The organism is Rodentibacter sp. JRC1 (assembly GCF_020521555.1).
Taxonomy (GTDB): Bacteria; Pseudomonadota; Gammaproteobacteria; order Enterobacterales; family Pasteurellaceae; genus Rodentibacter; species Rodentibacter abscessus.
Genome location: NZ_BPWA01000001.1, coordinates 1,264,395 through 1,282,662, shown reverse-complemented (window position 1 = coordinate 1,282,662; position 18,268 = coordinate 1,264,395). Strand labels below are relative to the sequence as shown.

12 protein-coding genes, 3 tRNA genes and 3 rRNA genes are annotated in these 18,268 nt (G+C 43.4%); 5 read left to right on the top strand and 13 right to left on the bottom strand.

The genetic code is table 11. The features are described from left to right. Positions 1-2 precede the first annotated feature (2 nt). From yihI to HEMROJRC1_RS05840, 9 genes are all read right to left on the bottom strand, one after another. Positions 3-560 (bottom strand): Der GTPase-activating protein YihI, encoded by a 558-nt coding sequence (gene yihI, locus HEMROJRC1_RS05880; protein WP_226692058.1) that lies wholly within the window; start codon positions 558-560, stop codon positions 3-5. 382 nt (positions 561-942) lie between these two features. Continuing rightward, positions 943-1,058, bottom strand: a 5S ribosomal RNA gene (gene rrf / locus HEMROJRC1_RS05875). Between the two features lie 122 nt (positions 1,059-1,180). Then, a 23S ribosomal RNA gene (locus HEMROJRC1_RS05870) occupies positions 1,181-4,077 on the bottom strand. Positions 4,078-4,436: 359 nt separating this feature from the next. Beyond that, positions 4,437-4,512 (bottom strand) — tRNA-Ala (locus HEMROJRC1_RS05865). 84 nt (positions 4,513-4,596) lie between these two features. After that, positions 4,597-4,673 (bottom strand) — tRNA-Ile (locus tag HEMROJRC1_RS05860). Between the two features lie 83 nt (positions 4,674-4,756). After that, positions 4,757-6,291, bottom strand: a 16S ribosomal RNA gene (locus HEMROJRC1_RS05855). The 16S, 23S and 5S rRNA genes sit together here with 2 tRNA genes alongside, the layout of an rRNA operon. A 382-nt stretch (positions 6,292-6,673) precedes the next feature. After that, positions 6,674-7,189, bottom strand: coding sequence for a menaquinone-dependent protoporphyrinogen IX dehydrogenase (hemG, locus tag HEMROJRC1_RS05850; protein ID WP_226692057.1), 516 nt, complete (start codon positions 7,187-7,189; stop codon positions 6,674-6,676). After that, on the bottom strand, positions 7,189-8,652 hold the full coding sequence (locus tag HEMROJRC1_RS05845; protein WP_226692056.1) for a TrkH family potassium uptake protein: 1,464 nt from the start codon (positions 8,650-8,652) through the stop codon (positions 7,189-7,191). Before HEMROJRC1_RS05845 ends, hemG begins: the two co-directional genes overlap by 1 nt. Before the next feature lie 2 nt (positions 8,653-8,654). After that, the gene (locus tag HEMROJRC1_RS05840) at positions 8,655-9,275 is read right to left on the bottom strand and encodes a YigZ family protein (protein ID WP_226692055.1); all 621 of its coding nucleotides are present in this window, start codon (positions 9,273-9,275) and stop codon (positions 8,655-8,657) included. Positions 9,276-9,389: 114 nt separating this feature from the next. Here HEMROJRC1_RS05840 and tusA point away from each other — a divergent pair, with 114 nt between their 5' ends. Continuing rightward, positions 9,390-9,629 carry a sulfurtransferase TusA gene (tusA, locus tag HEMROJRC1_RS05835; protein ID WP_226692054.1) on the top strand — a complete coding sequence of 80 codons (240 nt, stop codon included), beginning with the start codon at positions 9,390-9,392 and terminating at the stop codon, positions 9,627-9,629. Positions 9,630-9,681: 52 nt separating this feature from the next. Here the strand turns inward: tusA and HEMROJRC1_RS05830 are convergent, their stop codons facing one another. From HEMROJRC1_RS05830 to selA, 3 genes are read right to left on the bottom strand one after another with little or no spacing between them, the layout of a single operon-like run. Further along, positions 9,682-10,584 carry a DUF3298 and DUF4163 domain-containing protein gene (locus HEMROJRC1_RS05830; protein ID WP_226692053.1) on the bottom strand — a complete coding sequence of 301 codons (903 nt, stop codon included), beginning with the start codon at positions 10,582-10,584 and terminating at the stop codon, positions 9,682-9,684. Positions 10,585-10,614: 30 nt separating this feature from the next. Further along, positions 10,615-12,486 carry a selenocysteine-specific translation elongation factor gene (gene selB / locus HEMROJRC1_RS05825; RefSeq protein ID WP_226692052.1) on the bottom strand — a complete coding sequence of 624 codons (1,872 nt, stop codon included), beginning with the start codon at positions 12,484-12,486 and terminating at the stop codon, positions 10,615-10,617. After that, positions 12,483-13,868 (bottom strand): L-seryl-tRNA(Sec) selenium transferase, encoded by a 1,386-nt coding sequence (gene selA / locus HEMROJRC1_RS05820; protein ID WP_226692051.1) that lies wholly within the window; start codon positions 13,866-13,868, stop codon positions 12,483-12,485. The genes selB and selA overlap by 4 nt, the downstream gene beginning before the upstream one ends. Positions 13,869-14,041: 173 nt before the next feature. Between selA and HEMROJRC1_RS05815 the strand changes: the two genes are divergently transcribed. After that, positions 14,042-14,136, top strand: a tRNA-Sec gene (locus HEMROJRC1_RS05815). A gap of 90 nt (positions 14,137-14,226) precedes the next feature. On the opposite strand, the gene HEMROJRC1_RS05810 is transcribed toward HEMROJRC1_RS05815, so the two are convergent. Next, on the bottom strand, positions 14,227-14,856 hold the full coding sequence (locus HEMROJRC1_RS05810; RefSeq protein WP_226692050.1) for a DUF417 family protein: 630 nt from the start codon (positions 14,854-14,856) through the stop codon (positions 14,227-14,229). 356 nt (positions 14,857-15,212) lie between these two features. Between HEMROJRC1_RS05810 and HEMROJRC1_RS05805 the strand changes: the two genes are divergently transcribed. The 3 genes from HEMROJRC1_RS05805 (at position 15,213) to HEMROJRC1_RS05795 (ending at position 18,159) form a co-directional block, all read left to right on the top strand. Continuing rightward, the gene (locus HEMROJRC1_RS05805; protein WP_226692049.1) at positions 15,213-15,848 is read left to right on the top strand and encodes a PepSY domain-containing protein; all 636 of its coding nucleotides are present in this window, start codon (positions 15,213-15,215) and stop codon (positions 15,846-15,848) included. A gap of 193 nt (positions 15,849-16,041) precedes the next feature. Beyond that, positions 16,042-16,707: a response regulator gene (locus HEMROJRC1_RS05800; protein ID WP_226692048.1), complete on the top strand. Its 666-nt coding sequence runs from the start codon at positions 16,042-16,044 to the stop codon at positions 16,705-16,707. A 96-nt stretch (positions 16,708-16,803) separates the two neighbouring features. Further along, complete coding sequence (locus HEMROJRC1_RS05795) at positions 16,804-18,159, top strand: ATP-binding protein (protein WP_226692047.1); 1,356 nt, start codon at positions 16,804-16,806, stop codon at positions 18,157-18,159. The last annotated feature ends 109 nt before the right edge of the window (positions 18,160-18,268 follow it).

Genomic DNA, 18,268 nt, shown 5'->3' with positions numbered 1-18,268 from the left:
TTTTATCTAAACTGATTAATATCGATCTGCTCAAAAGTGCGGTATAAATCATCTTGATTTTCTTCTTCATCTTTAATACCGAGTTCTTCCATTAATTCTGCAATGCGATCCAAACATTCATCCACAAATTGCTGATCAGCTTTACTGATACTTTTACCCTCGTCTAAAGCATCTAACAATTCATTCAAAATTTCATTATTTTCAAGATTTTCCAACTCCTGCATTGGATCTTGCTTTTTCACTGTTTTCATCACAGGAATAACCTGGCCTTTTTCAGGTTTATTTACAAATTCCACAATAAGAGGGATTTTCTTTTTACTGCCAATTTTGGAATCTTTAACCACTTGTTGAGGTTTATTAGCACTTTCTTCCGGCATACTATGACGTGAGCCTGATGCTAAACCTTTATGTTTACGTTTTTTCTTTTCCTCACGTGCTTTTGCATCTAACTCATAACGTGTTAATTTTTTACCTGCACGTTTCGGCATCTCAGGTTTCTTATCTGCTTTACGAATCGGCATCACATCCGTAATTCGACGTGTTTTTTTCTTACGAGCCATTGGGGTTATCCTTTATGAAAAATTTGATGGATTGTATCACTCAAGTGATTTTTTCTCACTAATAAATACGGCTAATTTTGACCGCACTTCAATTATTTCACAAATAAGAAAGCATTATCGGCTTTAAAAAATTGTGTACTCTGTGGTTTTTTAGATTCAACTAAAAAATTGATCGCACTTTTATACGTTCGTTCGTGTTGATGTTTTAGAAGGGATTGATTAAAAATAAATAGGATAGGATACATTAGGTTCGGTTTTCAATATTCATTTTCCCCCCAGTCAGTGACTCAAAGAACCTGCAAAAAGTAAGTAAGCCAAAATTTAGTCGTGAAATAACAAAACCCCTTGAACCTTATCCGTCCAAGGGGCTTGATATGTTTGAACCCGGCGGTGCCCTACTCTCACATGGGGAAACCCCACACTACCATCGGCATTACGGCTTTTCACTTCTGAGTTCGGTATGGGGTCAGGTGGAACCTCCGCACTATCGCCGCCGGGATAATCCTTCGATAACTGCTTCTTTCTCTTTAAACAATTGGTCACAAGCCGAAAAATCTTCTCCAAAATCTCTCTTATCTTTCTCATTCAGTCAGTTCGCTCCAAAAACACTTGAGCGTTGTATAGTTAAGCCTCTCGGGCAATTAGTATGGGTTAGCTCAATATCTCACAATACTTACACACCCCACCTATCTACGTCTTAGTCTTAAACAACCCTTACTCTCTTATAGAGTGGGAGAACTCATCTTAAGGCAAGTTTCGTGCTTAGATGCTTTCAGCACTTATCTCTTCCGCACTTAGCTACTCGGCAATGCATCTGGCGATACAACCGATACACCAGCGGTGCGTCCACTCCGGTCCTCTCGTACTAGGAGCAGCCCCTCTCAATTCTCCTACGCCCACGGCAGATAGGGACCGAACTGTCTCACGACGTTCTAAACCCAGCTCGCGTACCACTTTAAATGGCGAACAGCCATACCCTTGGGACCTACTTCAGCCCCAGGATGTGATGAGCCGACATCGAGGTGCCAAACACCGCCGTCGATATGAACTCTTGGGCGGTATCAGCCTGTTATCCCCGGAGTACCTTTTATCCGTTGAGCGATGGCCCTTCCATGCAGAACCACCGGATCACTATGACCTACTTTCGTACCTGCTCGACTTGTCCGTCTCGCAGTTAAGCTTGCTTATACCATTGCACTAACCTGACGATGTCCGACCGTCATTAGCAAACCTTCGTGCTCCTCCGTTACTCTTTGGGAGGAGACCGCCCCAGTCAAACTACCCACCAGACACTGTCCGAGTACCCGTTACAGGCACTTCGTTAGAACATCAAACGTTAAAGGGTGGTATTTCAAGGATGGCTCCACGATAACTGGCGTTACCGCTTCAAAGCCTCCCACCTATCCTACACATCAAAATTCAAGGTTCAGTGTCAAGCTATAGTAAAGGTTCACGGGGTCTTTCCGTCTAGCCGCGGGTACACCGCATCTTCACGGCGATTTCAATTTCACTGAGTCTCGGGTGGAGACAGCCTGGCCATCATTATGCCATTCGTGCAGGTCGGAACTTACCCGACAAGGAATTTCGCTACCTTAGGACCGTTATAGTTACGGCCGCCGTTTACTGGGGCTTCGATCAGGTGCTTCTCAAACGATTACACCATCAATTAACCTTCCAGCACCGGGCAGGCATCACACCCTATACGTCCACTTTCGTGTTTGCAGAGTGCTGTGTTTTTAATAAACAGTTGCAGCCAGCTGGTATCTTCGACCGGTTCACCCTTCGTGAGTTAATCACTACAAGCTACGCCGGCGCACCTTCTCCCGAAGTTACGGTGCTATTTTGCCTAGTTCCTTCACCCGAGTTCTCTCAAGCGCCTGAGTATTCTCTACCTGACCACCTGTGTCGGTTTTCAGTACGGTTTAGTAAAGCCTGAAGCTTAGTGGCTTTTCCTGGAAGTGTGGTATCGGCAACTTCTTGTCCGTAGACAATCGTCATCACGCCTCAGTGTTATGGTGTTCCGGATTTGCCTAAAACACCCACCTATACGCTTAAACAGGCATATCCAACAGCCTGCTTGCCTAACCTGCTCCGTCCCCACATCGCAGCTTTACCAAGTACGGGAATATTAACCCGTTTCCCATCGACTACGCTTTTCAGCCTCGCCTTAGGGGCCGACTCACCCTGCCCCGATTAACGTTGGACAGGAAACCTTGGTCTTCCGGCGAACGGGTTTTTCACCCGTTTTATCGTTACTTATGTCAGCATTCGCACTTGTGATACGTCCAGCAAACCTCTCGATTCACCTTCATCCGCTTACACAACGCTCCCCTACCCAACAGAATTAATCCTGATGCCGCAGCTTCGGTGCTATATTTGAGCCCCGTTACATCTTCCGCGCAGGCCGACTCGACTAGTGAGCTATTACGCTTTCTTTAAATGATGGCTGCTTCTAAGCCAACATCCTAGCTGTCTAAGCCTTCCCACTTCGTTTCCCACTTAATATAAACTTTGGGACCTTAGCTGGCGGTCTGGGTTGTTTCCCTCTCCACGACGGACGTTAGCACCCGCCGTGTGTCTCCTGAGTATCACTCTTCGGTATTCGTAGTTTGCATCGGGTTGGTAAGCCGGGATGGCCCCCTAGCCGAAACAGTGCTCTACCCCCGAAGGTGTCCGCTCAAGGCTCTACCTAAATAGATTTCGGGGAGAACCAGCTATCTCCCGGTTTGATTGGCCTTTCACCCCCAGCCACAAGTCATCCGCTAATTTTTCAACATTAGTCGGTTCGGTCCTCCAGTTAGTGTTACCCAACCTTCAACCTGCCCATGGCTAGATCACCGGGTTTCGGGTCTATACCTTGCAACTAAAACGCCCAGTTAAGACTCGGTTTCCCTTCGGCTCCCCTATGCGGTTAACCTCGCTACAAAATATAAGTCGCTGACCCATTATACAAAAGGTACGCAGTCACCCTTTCAGGCTCCCACTGCTTGTACGTACAAGGTTTCAGGTTCTATTTCACTCCCCTCGCCGGGGTTCTTTTCGCCTTTCCTTCACAGTACTGGTTCACTATCGGTCAATCAGGAGTATTTAGCCTTGGAGGATGGTCCCCCCTTCTTCAGACAGGATATCACGTGTCCCGCCCTACTTATTGTCAGCCTAGTACCACAATGCACCATTCGAATACGGGACTATCACCCTGTTTCGTTCAACTTCCCAGTCGATTCTTCTTAATACACTGCTATCACTGACGGCTACTCCGCTTTCGCTCGCCGCTACTCACGGAATCTCGGTTGATTTCTTTTCCTCGGGGTACTTAGATGTTTCAGTTCTCCCGGTTTGCCTTGCTTAACTATAGATTCATTAAGCAATAGTAGATTCTTCATCTACTGGGTTTCCCCATTCGGATATCTCGGGTTAAACGCTTCTTATCAACTCACCCAAGCTTTTCGCAGATTTGCACGTCCTTCTTCGCCTCTGATTGCCAAGGCATCCACCTTGTACGCTTAGTCACTTAACTATACAACCTCAAGTGCTTTCAATACCAAACACTTTAGCTGTTATTTAATCTAACTAAACACTCGATTGCTTTTGTTCAATCAAGATTTTTATTACTCAGACTTTCTTCTATCCGCTTTCGCAGACTTAAAAAAATCTCTCAGTTTTCAGCTTGTTTCCAATTTGTTAAAGAACAGTCAGATAATCTTTTTCAGTTATCATCGTTAAATAAACTTAAAGGAAAGATAATAAATATAAGACAGGATAAGATAAACTTAGGTAAAAACCTGTATCGCCTACTTATTTTTCTCTTTATCCTTATTATCCTTGCTCTCTTTTCTTTCGGATTTCCAGCAAAACAATTTACTTAACGATGATAAGTGGTGGAGATAAGCGGGATCGAACCGCTGACCTCCTGCGTGCAAGGCAGGCGCTCTCCCAGCTGAGCTATATCCCCTTTCATCATTTGCTCATAACGGTGTAGAGATACCACACCCGCTTATGAACCTTTTCCATTACACCTTTTCACTCACTCTCAGAGTGGTGGGTCTGAGTGGACTTGAACCACCGACCTCACCCTTATCAGGGGTGCGCTCTAACCACCTGAGCTACAGACCCAAGGGTAATGCGATTTTCTGTGCTCTCTTGTCTACAATCTATCAGCCAATCTGTGTGAACACTTGTTATCGCTCGTCTCTAACTAAGGAGGTGATCCAACCGCAGGTTCCCCTACGGTTACCTTGTTACGACTTCACCCCAGTCATGAATCATACCGTGGTAAACGCCCCCCTCGCGGTTAAGCTATCTACTTCTGGTACAACCCACTCCCATGGTGTGACGGGCGGTGTGTACAAGGCCCGGGAACGTATTCACCGCAACATTCTGATTTGCGATTACTAGCGATTCCGACTTCATGGAGTCGAGTTGCAGACTCCAATCCGGACTTAGACGTACTTTCTGAGATTCGCTCCGCATCGCTGCTTCGCTTCCCTCTGTATACGCCATTGTAGCACGTGTGTAGCCCTACTCGTAAGGGCCATGATGACTTGACGTCATCCCCACCTTCCTCCGGTTTATCACCGGCAGTCTCCTTTGAGTTCCCGTCCAAAACGCTGGCAACAAAGGATAAGGGTTGCGCTCGTTGCGGGACTTAACCCAACATTTCACAACACGAGCTGACGACAGCCATGCAGCACCTGTCTCTCAGTTCCCTAAGGCACTCCAATATCTCTATCGGATTCTGAGGATGTCAAGAGTAGGTAAGGTTCTTCGCGTTGCATCGAATTAAACCACATGCTCCACCGCTTGTGCGGGCCCCCGTCAATTCATTTGAGTTTTAACCTTGCGGCCGTACTCCCCAGGCGGTCGATTTATCACGTTAGCTACGGGCGCCAGAGTTAAACCCCAACCCCCAAATCGACAGCGTTTACAGCGTGGACTACCAGGGTATCTAATCCTGTTTGCTCCCCACGCTTTCGCACATGAGCGTCAGTACATCCCCAAGGGGCTGCCTTCGCCTTCGGTATTCCTCCACATCTCTACGCATTTCACCGCTACACGTGGAATTCTACCCCTCCCTAAAGTACTCTAGCTACCCAGTATGAAATGCAATTCCCAGGTTAAGCCCGGGGATTTCACACCTCACTTAAATAGCCGCCTGCGTGCCCTTTACGCCCAGTTATTCCGATTAACGCTCGCACCCCCCGTATTACCGCGGCTGCTGGCACGGAGTTAGCCGGTGCTTCTTCTGTGAATAACGTCAATTAATAAGGGTATTAACCTCATTACCTTCCTCATCACCGAAAGAACTTTACAACCCGAAGGCCTTCTTCATTCACGCGGCATGGCTGCGTCAGGGTTCCCCCCATTGCGCAATATTCCCCACTGCTGCCTCCCGTAGGAGTCCGGGCCGTGTCTCAGTCCCGGTGTGGCTGGCCATCCTCTCAGACCAGCTAGAGATCGACGGCTTGGTAGGCCTTTACCCCACCAACTACCTAATCCCACTTGGGCTCATCCCATGGCAAGAGCTTTACGCCCCCTTTTATCTCCCGATATTATGCGGTATTAGCTACCGTTTCCAGTAGTTATCCCCCTCCATAGGCCAGATTCCCAAGCATTACTCACCCGTCCGCCACTCTCTCGAAAAAAAGCAAGCTCTCTTCCGATACCGTTCGACTTGCATGTGTTAAGCCTGCCGCCAGCGTTCAATCTGAGCCATGATCAAACTCTTCAATTCAAAAGTTCAATCGCTCAATAAATACTGACTAAAAATTATTTACCTTTAAAAGTAAAGTAAAAATGAATCTCAAGTTAAGCACTTATTAAGACTTCAAAATTAAAATTTATTTTAAACAAGTCAATCAACAAGTGCCCACACAGATTGTCTGATACATTGTTAAAGAGCAATCCGCCAACCTTAAGCCGAACACTCAACTCAAAATAAGGCGAAAATAAAACGACGCACTGCAATTTTAAACATTTCACAACAGTGCGTCGTTGTGTGGTGCGCATTATAGGGATTTTACAATCCTTTGCAACTCTTTTTTGTAAAAATATTTAAATTTTTGTTCTTTTGTATGAACCTTATACAAATCGCTTAAAATGCAACTAAAATTCGATTATTTATTCAACCCATTGATCCGGCTCGCAAATTCCTTAACTTTAGCCCAATCCGTATATTCAATTTCTTTACTTGTATCCGTTTCCCCACCGGTGAGCTTCATTATAAATCGGATCATCATGCGATCGAACCATCTATAACGCGGATAAAGCAACGCCCCTGCAAACACCGCCGCTAATTTCGGTTGCCATTTTGTGCGTTGTAAAAATTTACGTACGTAAGTATTCGTTTCAGGATTATCTTTACCTTCTTTACGCGCCGTTAAATTCACGCCAAAAAATACCGCACTTTTGCGTTCTAAATGAGAGCGGTTGCGTACAACAAAACGATCAAGAGATTTATTAAAATGACCATAACGAATCGAAGCACCGATAATCACCCGTTCAAAACCTTGAATGTCATAATCTTCCCGTAATGGCTCTAAAACCACTTCGCCATTCAAATGTGCGGTCAAAAATTCCGAGATTTTTTTCGTTTGCCCATCATGACTTAAATAAAGAATTAATGTTTTCATTATGATTTCCAAAATGCAGGAGTAAATAATGCTAAAAGCGTGAAAATTTCTAAACGGCCACACACCATCGCAATAGACAAAACCCATTTTGCGCTATCCGGAACAGCTATCATGCTATTGCTAACCGAACCTAATCCTACACCTAAATTATTCAGAGTGGCTAATACTGCGTTAAATGCGTCAAAAGGTTCGACACCACATGCTATCACGCCAAGTAAACAAATTAAAAAAACTAAAAGATAAGCGGAAAAAAACGCCCAAATACTACCGATGACTCGTTCATCCAACACATTATTACCCCACTTAATGGGATAAACCAAGTTCGGATGCACAACCCGTTTCAATTCGCGTTTCCCCTGTAAATATAACAATAATACGCGCGCCACACGCAAGCCGCCCCCCACAGAACCGGCGCAGCCCCCCATAAATGAAGCAAGAACCAATATGACGGGCACGAAAGAAGGCCATGAAGTAAAATCAGAGGTCGTATAGCCTGTTGTGGTTGAAATAGATATAGCTTGAAACAACACCTGTTCAAAATCCTGCCAAGATGATGAAAAATAATTATGACTCCACATCACCAAAGTACAGATAATAACAAGAATAAACTGAATACTGATAAAAAACCGAAATTCAGGATCGCGCAAATAAATTTTGAAAAAATTTTCTCTTCCAATCGTTGAAAAAGCTCGAAAGTGCAACCCGAAATTACAAGCCGAAATTAATAGAAATAACATTGTGATACTATTAATAAGCGGACTATTGAAATACCCCATACTCGCATCATGAGTTGAAAATCCACCGATAGATACGGTGGAAAAGCTATGGGTAATCGCATCAAAAGGCGTCATTCCCGCCAGCCAATAAGCCAGCGAACAAGAAAGGGTCAGAAAAAGATAAATTATCCATAATACTTTTGCTGTTTCCGCTATCCTAGGCCGAATCTTCTGCTCTTTCATCGGACCGGACATTTCTGCACGGTACAACTGCATTCCACCAACGCCTAGCAACGGAATAATCGCAATCGCCAACACAATGATCCCCATACCGCCAAGCCATTGCAAAAATTGACGATAGAACAACATCGCTTTCGGTAAATTATCCAGCCCCGTCATCACCGTTGCACCTGTGGTGGTTAAGCCGGAAAAGGCCTCAAACACCGCAGAAGCCAGTGATAAATGTAGCACATCGAATAATAGCAAAGGTAAGGTGGCTAATCCCCCCAACACAAACCAAAATGCCACAACAATCAAAAAACCCTCACGTGAGCGCAATTCCTGTTTATGATGATGACAAGGCCACCACAGTAATGCGCCGGTCATTAAACTTAACGCAAATGCCTGCATAAAGGCTTTCCCACCACCATCGCCATAAATGAATGCAACGAATGCCGGAATAAGCATCGTACCGGAAAAGCACATAACAAGAATGCCGATAATTCGGATAATGGATAAAATATGCACAATTATTCGCCTATTTCTAAAGATTTGCTCACCAATCTTCCCGCTGATTTTTCCCGCAATTCTGCGGTAAAAGGCGGAATGGTTTCTTTACTAATGCCGAGGGTCAAATGAATTTTCACCTGAAAGTCCTGATCTAAAATTTCGATTCGATACTTCTCACAAAGTAACTGTACAAAGCCAAGCTGCCCATAATCAATATCTAAACGAAAAAGTGTACGTTCTACTTTCGTTTCGGTTTCCAACAGCTTTAATGCTTGTTGAACGCCATTGCCATAAGCGCGCACCAATCCCCCGGTACCCAAAAGAATACCGCCGTAATAACGTACCACGACAGCACTAATTTCGCCGACATTACAACCTTGAAGTGCGCTCAACATCGGTTTTCCTGCCGTTCCCGCCGGCTCACCATCATCTGAAAATCCAAATTGTTGTGAATCCGTCGGCTTGCCTGCAACCGCTGCCCAACAATGATGACGTGCATTCGGGTGCGCTGATCTAATTTGCACCCAAAAGGCTTTTGCCTCCGCTAAACCTTCCGTACGTTGTAAATAAGTGATAAAGCGGCTTTTCTTGATTTCTTCTTCAAAAATGACCGCACTTTTAGGAATAAGATATTCCGCCATTGTCTTTTTTCAGGTAATTTTAATCGCGCTAGTCTATCACTGATGATGGGGATTTGTCGAAATTTTGCAGTAAGTGCGGTATGATATCGCATTATTTTTTTAGGAAAAAAGAAGATGTCCGAACCCGCAGTAACTCAAACTCTTGACACCTTAGGCTTGCGTTGCCCTGAACCGGTAATGCTGGTGCGCAAGAATATTCGTCATTTAAACGATGGCGATGTGCTGTTAATTCTCGCCGATGATCCCGCCACTACACGTGATATCCCAAGTTTTTGTCAATTTATGGATCACACCCTAATACAGAGCGAGGTGAAAACACCACCCTTTAAATATTGGGTGAAAAAAGGAAAGTGAAAAAGTGCGGTAAAATCTACCGCACTTTTTTATGTCTAATTAGTGTTCCTCTTTAACATATTTCACATACATTCGTAAATTTCACATAGTTCTGCTGTTTGAATTTTGAACTAAGCAAATTTTCCAATGCCCACCAACTAAGGGTCAGATCTTGCTCGCCCAAGGCATAAGGTGCTATTTCATATACGCCATAAATAAAATGAATTCCTTCACTGTCTAAATAAATGTTGGACGACACATTGAAATCCTGTTGGGAAACAAAAGGTTTGTTATTTTCACCATTTTGTTCAATGTAACGTTCCCACAGTAGTGCTTTAACTTTCGGTAAGGTTTCATCATCAAATACATCATTTAACGTCAGAATTTTATGCGTGGTTAAATCAAGGGTGAAATAACGATTTATATTCATACCGTGCGCGCCACCGGTATATTCATAGTTACCAATAACAAAGGTTGCCAATTTTTCTTTTTGACCAATAAAATCAACTCGACTATTTATTTCAAAACCACTGACTTGCTCTTCCGTCATATCGTTTTTGGTTCCGTCAAAATCTTTCCGGTAATGCTGCAAAAACTGGTCGCGCGTGGGAACATTGCCATCCTTACGGGTCAGCTCTGCCCATAATAACGTATTCAACCAATCGATATTGGTTTTCAAAGTTGAAATAGAATAAGCAATACTCCCTTCTTCCGGTGCATAACTATCATCTGATTTTGGATATTTAATCGTTTCCGATTTTTTGAATACAATATCCTCTTCCGCGAAAATTGCCGGAATAATATTCTCCGCCCAAGTTTTATTGGCAAGCACATCAAGCTGTAGCTGTTTATTTTCTTCCGTAAGTTGCACGATTTTTTGATTCAGCCGTTCGATTTCCGCCTGTGCTTCTTTATCTTGGCAGCCGGTAGTTAAAAGTGCGGTCAAAATTACCGCTGAAATCAATGTTTTTTGCATATCATTTCCTTATATAGTGAATTTAATTGACTATAAATCAAACGCATTTTTATCGCGCAAAATATGATCATTCCCTTTACGGCGTAAAAAACCGGTGCGGTCAAAATATTCCATCAACTGCACGGTGAGTTTACGCCCAAAACTCAAACGATCGCGAACTTCGTTTACCGAAACTTTGCCCTCTTCCTCTGCAATTTTTTTGATCAAACGCGCATAAGCATAAATCGTTTCCGTTAAGAAAAAACGATCTTTCACGATAGGGGTGAGATAACCCAGTTTTCCTGCTTTATACATAAAATCACGCATCGAACTTTCATCCATTGCCAATGCATTTGCCATATCGCGAACCCAAACAGCTTGACCTTGAGCGCGTTCAAATTCCGCCAACATTTCTGACCAACGAGTTTGCTCTTCCGGTGTAAATTGAATTTTGTGTTCGGGCAAATGCAGCCAACCTCGTGTTTGTTGTAATTCCCCCTCATCTAACATCTCATCGATAAAATGATAAATCAAATTTTCCGGTTGATTAAGCGCTGCCATTCGGTGCAAACGGGCTTTGCCCACACCGAGTTGATCATTGTGCTGTTCGTGATAAAAATTAAGTGCGGTTAAAATTTGCTGTTTTTTTTCTTGATCATAATCGCTATTGAAGCACCAATCTTGATAACGTACCGCACCACAACTTTCCAATGCATCATCCAACTGTTGTGCGGTCAGTTGTTCCGTCCACATTAATTTTTTAGCATTTACCGCATTACCTTGAAGAGTAAATACGATACGCTGTGCCAGTGTTTCCGCCACGGCTAAATTTTTCAAAAAATTTAACCGCACTTCGGTGCGCTTATAGCGTCTCGGCGAATCAATTTCCAGCACCTGCGCCCCTGCCACTAAGGTTTTCGCATCGCCACTTCGCAAAATTAATTTATCACCGAAACTTAAAAACAACGGGAAATCCAACGTAATTTCCGCCAAAGTGCGGTCATTCGGCATCGCATTTTTGCTTTGCAATAACGTAAGTTTACCCGTGGTACGGCTTGCCGCGTGGTAAATATGCACCGGCTGATTTTCATTTAATACGGTTTCCGCTTGAATTTGTACGCTAATGCGATCTGTGGGGAAAAGAGGGAAATCCTGTAACAGCCAATCGCCACGTTCCATCGGAATGCGATCTAAATCCGCATTCAAATTCAATGCCAAACGCTGTCCCGCCACACCTTGACTGCTTGGTGTATTTTGTGCATGAATGGCTTTCACACGCACTTTTTGCCCCTTGGAAAGATAGAGTTCGTCATCTACCTTCACCATTCCGGCAAATACCGTACCTGTTACTACCGTACCTGCGCCTTTCACACGAAATACACGATCAATGGCATAACGAAACGGTTTTTGCTTGTCGGAAAGTTCCGGTAATTGCCGTAAGTAATCACGCAATGCCTCGATGCCTTCGCCGGTTTCTGCGGAAGTAACAAAATATTCGGCATCACGTAAAAAAGCATAATCCTGTTTGATTTTTTGAATTAATGCCTCGATCTGCGCCGAACTTGCTCGATCCGATTTCGTCAGCACCACGATAATTCGATTAAATTGTAGCTGGCGCAAAATCGCCAAATGTTCCCTTGTTTGCGCAGCCACGCCTTCATCCGCCGCCACAACTAACATTGCATAATGCACGCCACCTAAGCCCGCCAGCATATTTGATAAAAATTTTTCATGCCCCGGCACATCAATAAAACCAAGGGTTTCGAGGCTATTGTTGACCGCAAGAGGAAGATAGGCATAGCCGAGATCAATGGTCATTCCCCGTTTTTTTTCTTCCGGCAGATGTGCTGTATTCGTACCAGTTAACGCTTTTAATAACGCCGTTTTGCCGTGATCAACGTGCCCTGAAGTAACAATAATCATAGTTCGTCCACTGTGTGTAATAAGGTTTCAACATCCGCAAGGCTGCGTAAATCCAGCCATAATTTGCCTCCCTCCATTCGCCCGATAATCGGACGGGAAAGTAACTTTAAACGGACGCAAAGTGCGGTCAATTTTTCATTTGTTTTTTCGGAAAGCGTAACGGCGATAGAAGGAATGCGTTCCATCGGCTGAGATCCACTACCGATTTGTGCGAAACTCTTTTCGATTTGGATATCAAACTGTGAATTTAATCGCATTTCCAACCGCACTTTGAGTCGTTCCGCCTTTTCCTCCAGCTCTTCGACCGATTGAGTGAGCAAATGTAGCGTTGGCAAACGTTCAGGTAATTTTTCAGGGTTCAAATATAAGCGTAAAGTGGCTTCTAAACCTGCGAGAATCGCTTTATCGCAACGCAAAGCGCGTTTCAGAGGATGAGTTTGTAGCCGTGCAATCCATTCTTTTTTCCCCACAATAATCCCAGCCTGTACGCCCCCAAGCAATTTATCGCCGGAAAAAGACACTAAATCCACACCTTGTGCGACTTTTTCTTGCACCGTCGGCTCTTTCGGCAAACCATATCGGCTTAAATCAACCAACGCACCACTGCCAAGATCCGCCACCACAGGAAGATTTATTTCACGCCCCAACTCAACCAATTCTTGTTCCGATACGGAGGAAGTAAAACCGCAAATTTGATAATTACTGCTGTGAACTTTCATTAAAAAGGCGGTATTTTCATTGATTGCATGACGATAATCGTTCAAATGGGTGCGATTGGTTGTGCCGACTTCCACCAAACGACACCCCGCCTGCGCCATAATATCCGGAATCCGAAACGCACCGCCGATTTCAATTAATTCACCGCGTGAAATCACCACTTCTTTACCTTGGGCAAACGTCGCCAACATCAACAATACCGCCGCTGCATTATTGTTCACCACACAAGCGGCTTCCGCGCCGGTTAAACGACATAGCAAGTCGCTGATATAATTATCACGATGGCTACGCTTTCCTTCGTCCAAATCATATTCCAAGGCAACATTTTCAGCCATTGCGGATAATGCCGCATTTTGCGCCTCTTTCGCCCACAAAGCGCGTCCTAAATTAGTGTGTAACACTGTTCCGGTAAGATTATGCACCGCTTTCATTTGCACGAGATTTTGTTGCCGTAAACGATACCTAAGTTCGGCAAAAGTGCGGTCAAAATGGCTGAAATATTCGGGGAGTTGATTCTTTTTATGAATAAATTGGCGCGCCATCATTAATAAAGTTCGACTCATTTCTACCACAGCGGAATGACCAAATTCGGCAATAAGCTGCTCGCCTTGTGGTGTTTTGAGTAATTTATCAACGGAAGGCAATTGTTGAAAAAGTGCGGTCATTTTAGAATCCGTTTTTAAATAGAGTGAATTAAATTAAAACAAACACAAAACTGCAAGCCGAAAACAATACAAATAACCAGGGCGAAGCAATACCGTAAACATTTTAAAATTTAATTCGCGATAACATTGAATTGGCGATTAATTTACGCTAAAGTAGCTTTCGTTTCAACCTCGGAAGGTCGTCATCTCCGGTGAGGTGGCAGGACTTCAAATCCTGTTGGGGACGCCAGCGTTCCCGGGTGGGTTCAACTCCCATGACTTTCCGCCAATTCATCTTAAAAACACTGCAAATCAATATCCCTCCATAATAAAAAAGGGAGCGATAGCCCCCTCTGAGTAGAAGTAAATTCATTCATTATTACGCCGCTTTTCTTGCCGCCAAGTAACGGCTCGCACATTCCGCTGCCGCGGTTAAACCACCCGCCATCATAATAATATCCTTAATAACTAAACGCCCGACACCGGATAAGTAAGGGAAACCCACGTTCGGACTTGGCATATCACCACCGAGATTCGGCACCCAAGCCTCAGGTGTGGTAATCAAAAACGAAAGGGTAACAATAGACATTCCGAAAGTCAGCAACCCACCGGCTAAGCCCAGTGTTGGGTTCCAAATACCAAGTAATACCAATACACCGATGGTAACGATAATCGCACCGATAATATAAGAGGCGGTATAAGTGCCGTTGGCTTTGTGCCATTCAATATTTTTGGCAACCATTTTACCTTCCGGATTTTTATGTAAGGTGTATTCCATCACCAATTCACCCTTGTCGTTTTCCACTAAATTAGGGCCTTTTTCATATAAAAAACTCATAAACGGGCTGTTGGAGACAAAATGTGCAATGCCATCCGCTTCATATTGCACAACTTTTAAACCGCCGATCCAAGCCATAACGATAAAAATCGCAATGCGAATAAAATTGATAAATTGACGTTGCATTGGCGCAACAATCTTCGCAACAAAATCAACAAAAGCTGTAAACATAATCGAAATCTCTTAGTTAAAAAACAAATAAAAAATAACCTACCGACAACGCGTAAAATAGGCTGGGCGATTATTTCCCATTCATTTTATTTTGTCACTAAGGTCAAAAGCGATATGAGATTTTTTGACAATAACTTGAGATTAATACGATGAAAACACGCTAAATCTTAACAAATTCATTACTTTTCATTTGCAAATTTCGTCCGTCTCTCTCGAATCAAAATTTATTTCGAAAATCACTTAATTTTTTATTCCCTAATTTTTCCCTAATTTTTCTTGCTTAGAATGCCTATCATCGAAAGGGGCAACCTTGAGATCAGATTACAAAATCATTCTGTATCATAAGGAGAAAAAAAATGAAAAAATGGATCAATACATTACTTGTCAGCGCAATGACATTAGGTGCGGTAAGTGTAGCGCAGGCTTTGTCGCCACAGGCTCAGGAAGCACTCGATAAAACACAAATTTCTGCAATGCAGGCTCTCTCTGCGGCGCAAAATAAAATCGGCTCTGACGCTAAAGTAAAAGAAATTGAATTTCATCACACAAAATACGGTAAAGATTATTTCCAAGTGGAAATGTTTGCCAACGGTCAGAAACATAAAGTTGATGTCGATGCCAATAACGGCGAGATTTTAGGCACGAAAAGCAAAACACCGAAAAAAGTAAAAGTACAAGCTGAAACGGCAGAACCGAAAGTAACCTTTGCACAAGCAATGGAGATTGCGGTTGCCAAAACCGGGGGTAAAGTGGCAGAAGCCGATTTTCATCCGCACAAAGAAAAAGCCTTCTATAGCATTGAAACTCTGGTGAACAGGCAAGAATTCGTTGTTGCCGTAGATGCGGAAAAAGGGCAAATTATCGATATGCCGAAAAAAGAAAAGGGTAAACATCATAAACATCACGGTAAAGGGGCGCACCACAATTCAAATAATGAAGGATATGACGAACGAAGTAAACATCATCACGAGCAAGGCGGATTTCGTCAATAATAATCGTTAATGATAAAATCAACCGCACTTTTGTGTTACTTTCATAAAGAGCGGTTATTTTTATTGTATAGTGAATTAAATTTAAAAATGTCTACAGCATTGCTGCACCTCGCCGTGCTATTTGCACTGTCTTCGGCTTGCGGCTTTGTATCCATTTTAATTTAATTCACATCAATTTATTGATGAGAAAACCATGCGAATTTTATTAGTCGAAGATGACAAAATGATCGCCGAAGCGGTTGCAAACGGCTTGAAAACAGCATGCTATGCGGTGGATTGGGTAAACAACGGCAATACTGCCGAACAAGCCTTACAAACCCAACAATATGATTTGGTTCTACTGGATTTAGGTCTACCGGAACAAGACGGCTTGCAACTGCTTCATCATTTACGTCAAAGCAAAAATCATATCCCCGTATTAATTGTTACGGCGCGCGATGATTTAGATAGCCGCCTTGCAGGGTTAGATGGCGGTGCGGATGATTATATCATCAAGCCTTTTGATTTATCGGAACTATTAGCACGCATTCGTGCCGTATTGCGCCGCCAAGGCGGGCAAAGTTCACCGCTATTAAGCAACGGCGTGATAACCCTAAATCCGACCAATTATCAGGTTACCCTTACCGATCAAACCACACCGATTGAGCTGAGCAATAAAGAATTTGCCATTCTTCAAGCCTTGATGACACGCCCCGGTATTATTCATTCCCGTGCGGATTTGGAAGACAAAATCTACGCTTGGGGGGAAGAAGTGGAAAGTAACGCCATTGATTTTTTGATCCATAGCTTACGCAAGAAAATCGGCAAAGCGCATATCAAAAATGTACGTGGTGTCGGCTGGCTGGTCACGAAAAATTAAGACAGAAATACCAAACGATTGAAAAAAGTGCGGTTGATTTTCTCAATGTTTTTCTCTTTTCCATATAAAACACGATAAATCACTTTAGAAGATAAAATGAAAAACTCCATTCAACTCAAACTTACCCTCACTTTCACCGCATTATTTACCTTAGTCGCCGGTGTTGCCGGTGGGGTATCCTTTTACGATACTTATCGTGAAAGCTACAAATTACAAGACGATATGCTGGTTCAGCTCTCAAATTTTATCAATTCCCCGGAAAATCCGACCGCACTTCAACCCCCGCACAATAATGATGCCCGCGTTTATCTACATTTTGAACGCCATAGAAAACAAGGCGACAAACTGCCACCTAACTTTCCACAACAAATGGAAGACGGGTTCCATACCCTCCGAAAAGACGGCAAAAAGTATAAAAAAGTCAATCCGAGAAAAGAAGCACGCCTATGGTACACCGTGAAAAACGCAGATGATTTATACCGCACTTATGTGCGCAATACGCCGCAAGGCAAAATTATTATCACGCAAGAAAATGAATACCGTGAGAAATTGGCGATTCGTAGCGCTTGGCACGCGGTGATACCGCTATTAGTGCTATTACCTCTGGTGATTTTGCTCACCATTGTTATCGTGCGCGTAGCAATGAAACCCGTAAACCGCCTTTCTCGCAAAGTGGAACAACGCCACGAGCAAAATCTCACGCCGTTACCGGTTGAAAAAATTCCAAGTGAAATTCGCGGATTTGTGGTGGAAATCAACCGTTTATTAGGGCGAACAAATGATTTTATTCAACAACAAAAACGTTTTATTGCCGATGCCTCACACGAATTGCGTAGTCCGATGACCGCGCTTTCTTTGCAAGTAGAACAACTTACTCGCCAAGACTTATCAAATGAAGCCGGACAGCAACTCAATCAAATACGACAAAGCATTCAACGTAACCGAAACTTATTGGATCAATTGCTTTCTTTCGCCCGCATTCAAAATAATAAAATGGAAAATTACACCGATTTCAACGTGCAAACTATTTTTCGCCGAGTGATTGAGGATCTGCTCCCCTTGGCAATGGATAAAAACCAAGATTTAGGTGTGACCAACGAGCAAGCGGTTAATTTTCAAGGTTTGGAAACGGATTTCTATTTACTGGTAAAAACCTTAGTGGATAACGCTATTCGTTATACACCGCATGGCAGCCGAATTGATTTGAACGTGCAACAAGGAAAAGACCGCATCATCATTGAAGTAGAAGATAACGGCAATGGCATTCCACCGGAAGAACGTAAACGTGTGCTTGACCCTTTCTACCGTATTCTCGGCACGGAACAACAAGGTTCGGGATTAGGTTTGGCTATTGCTGCGGAAATCGTAAAAAACTATACAGGCACACTCTCCTTGTTAGATAGCATTCACTTTACAAGCGGATTATTGGTGAGGGTGGAACTGCCTTACTAAAATGATGTAATTTTCAACCGCACTTTTCCTCATTTTGTGACCCGGCTCAAAGATTTTTATCGAAAAATTGCCTAATATAATGAACTCACAATATTCGTAATATGGAGGT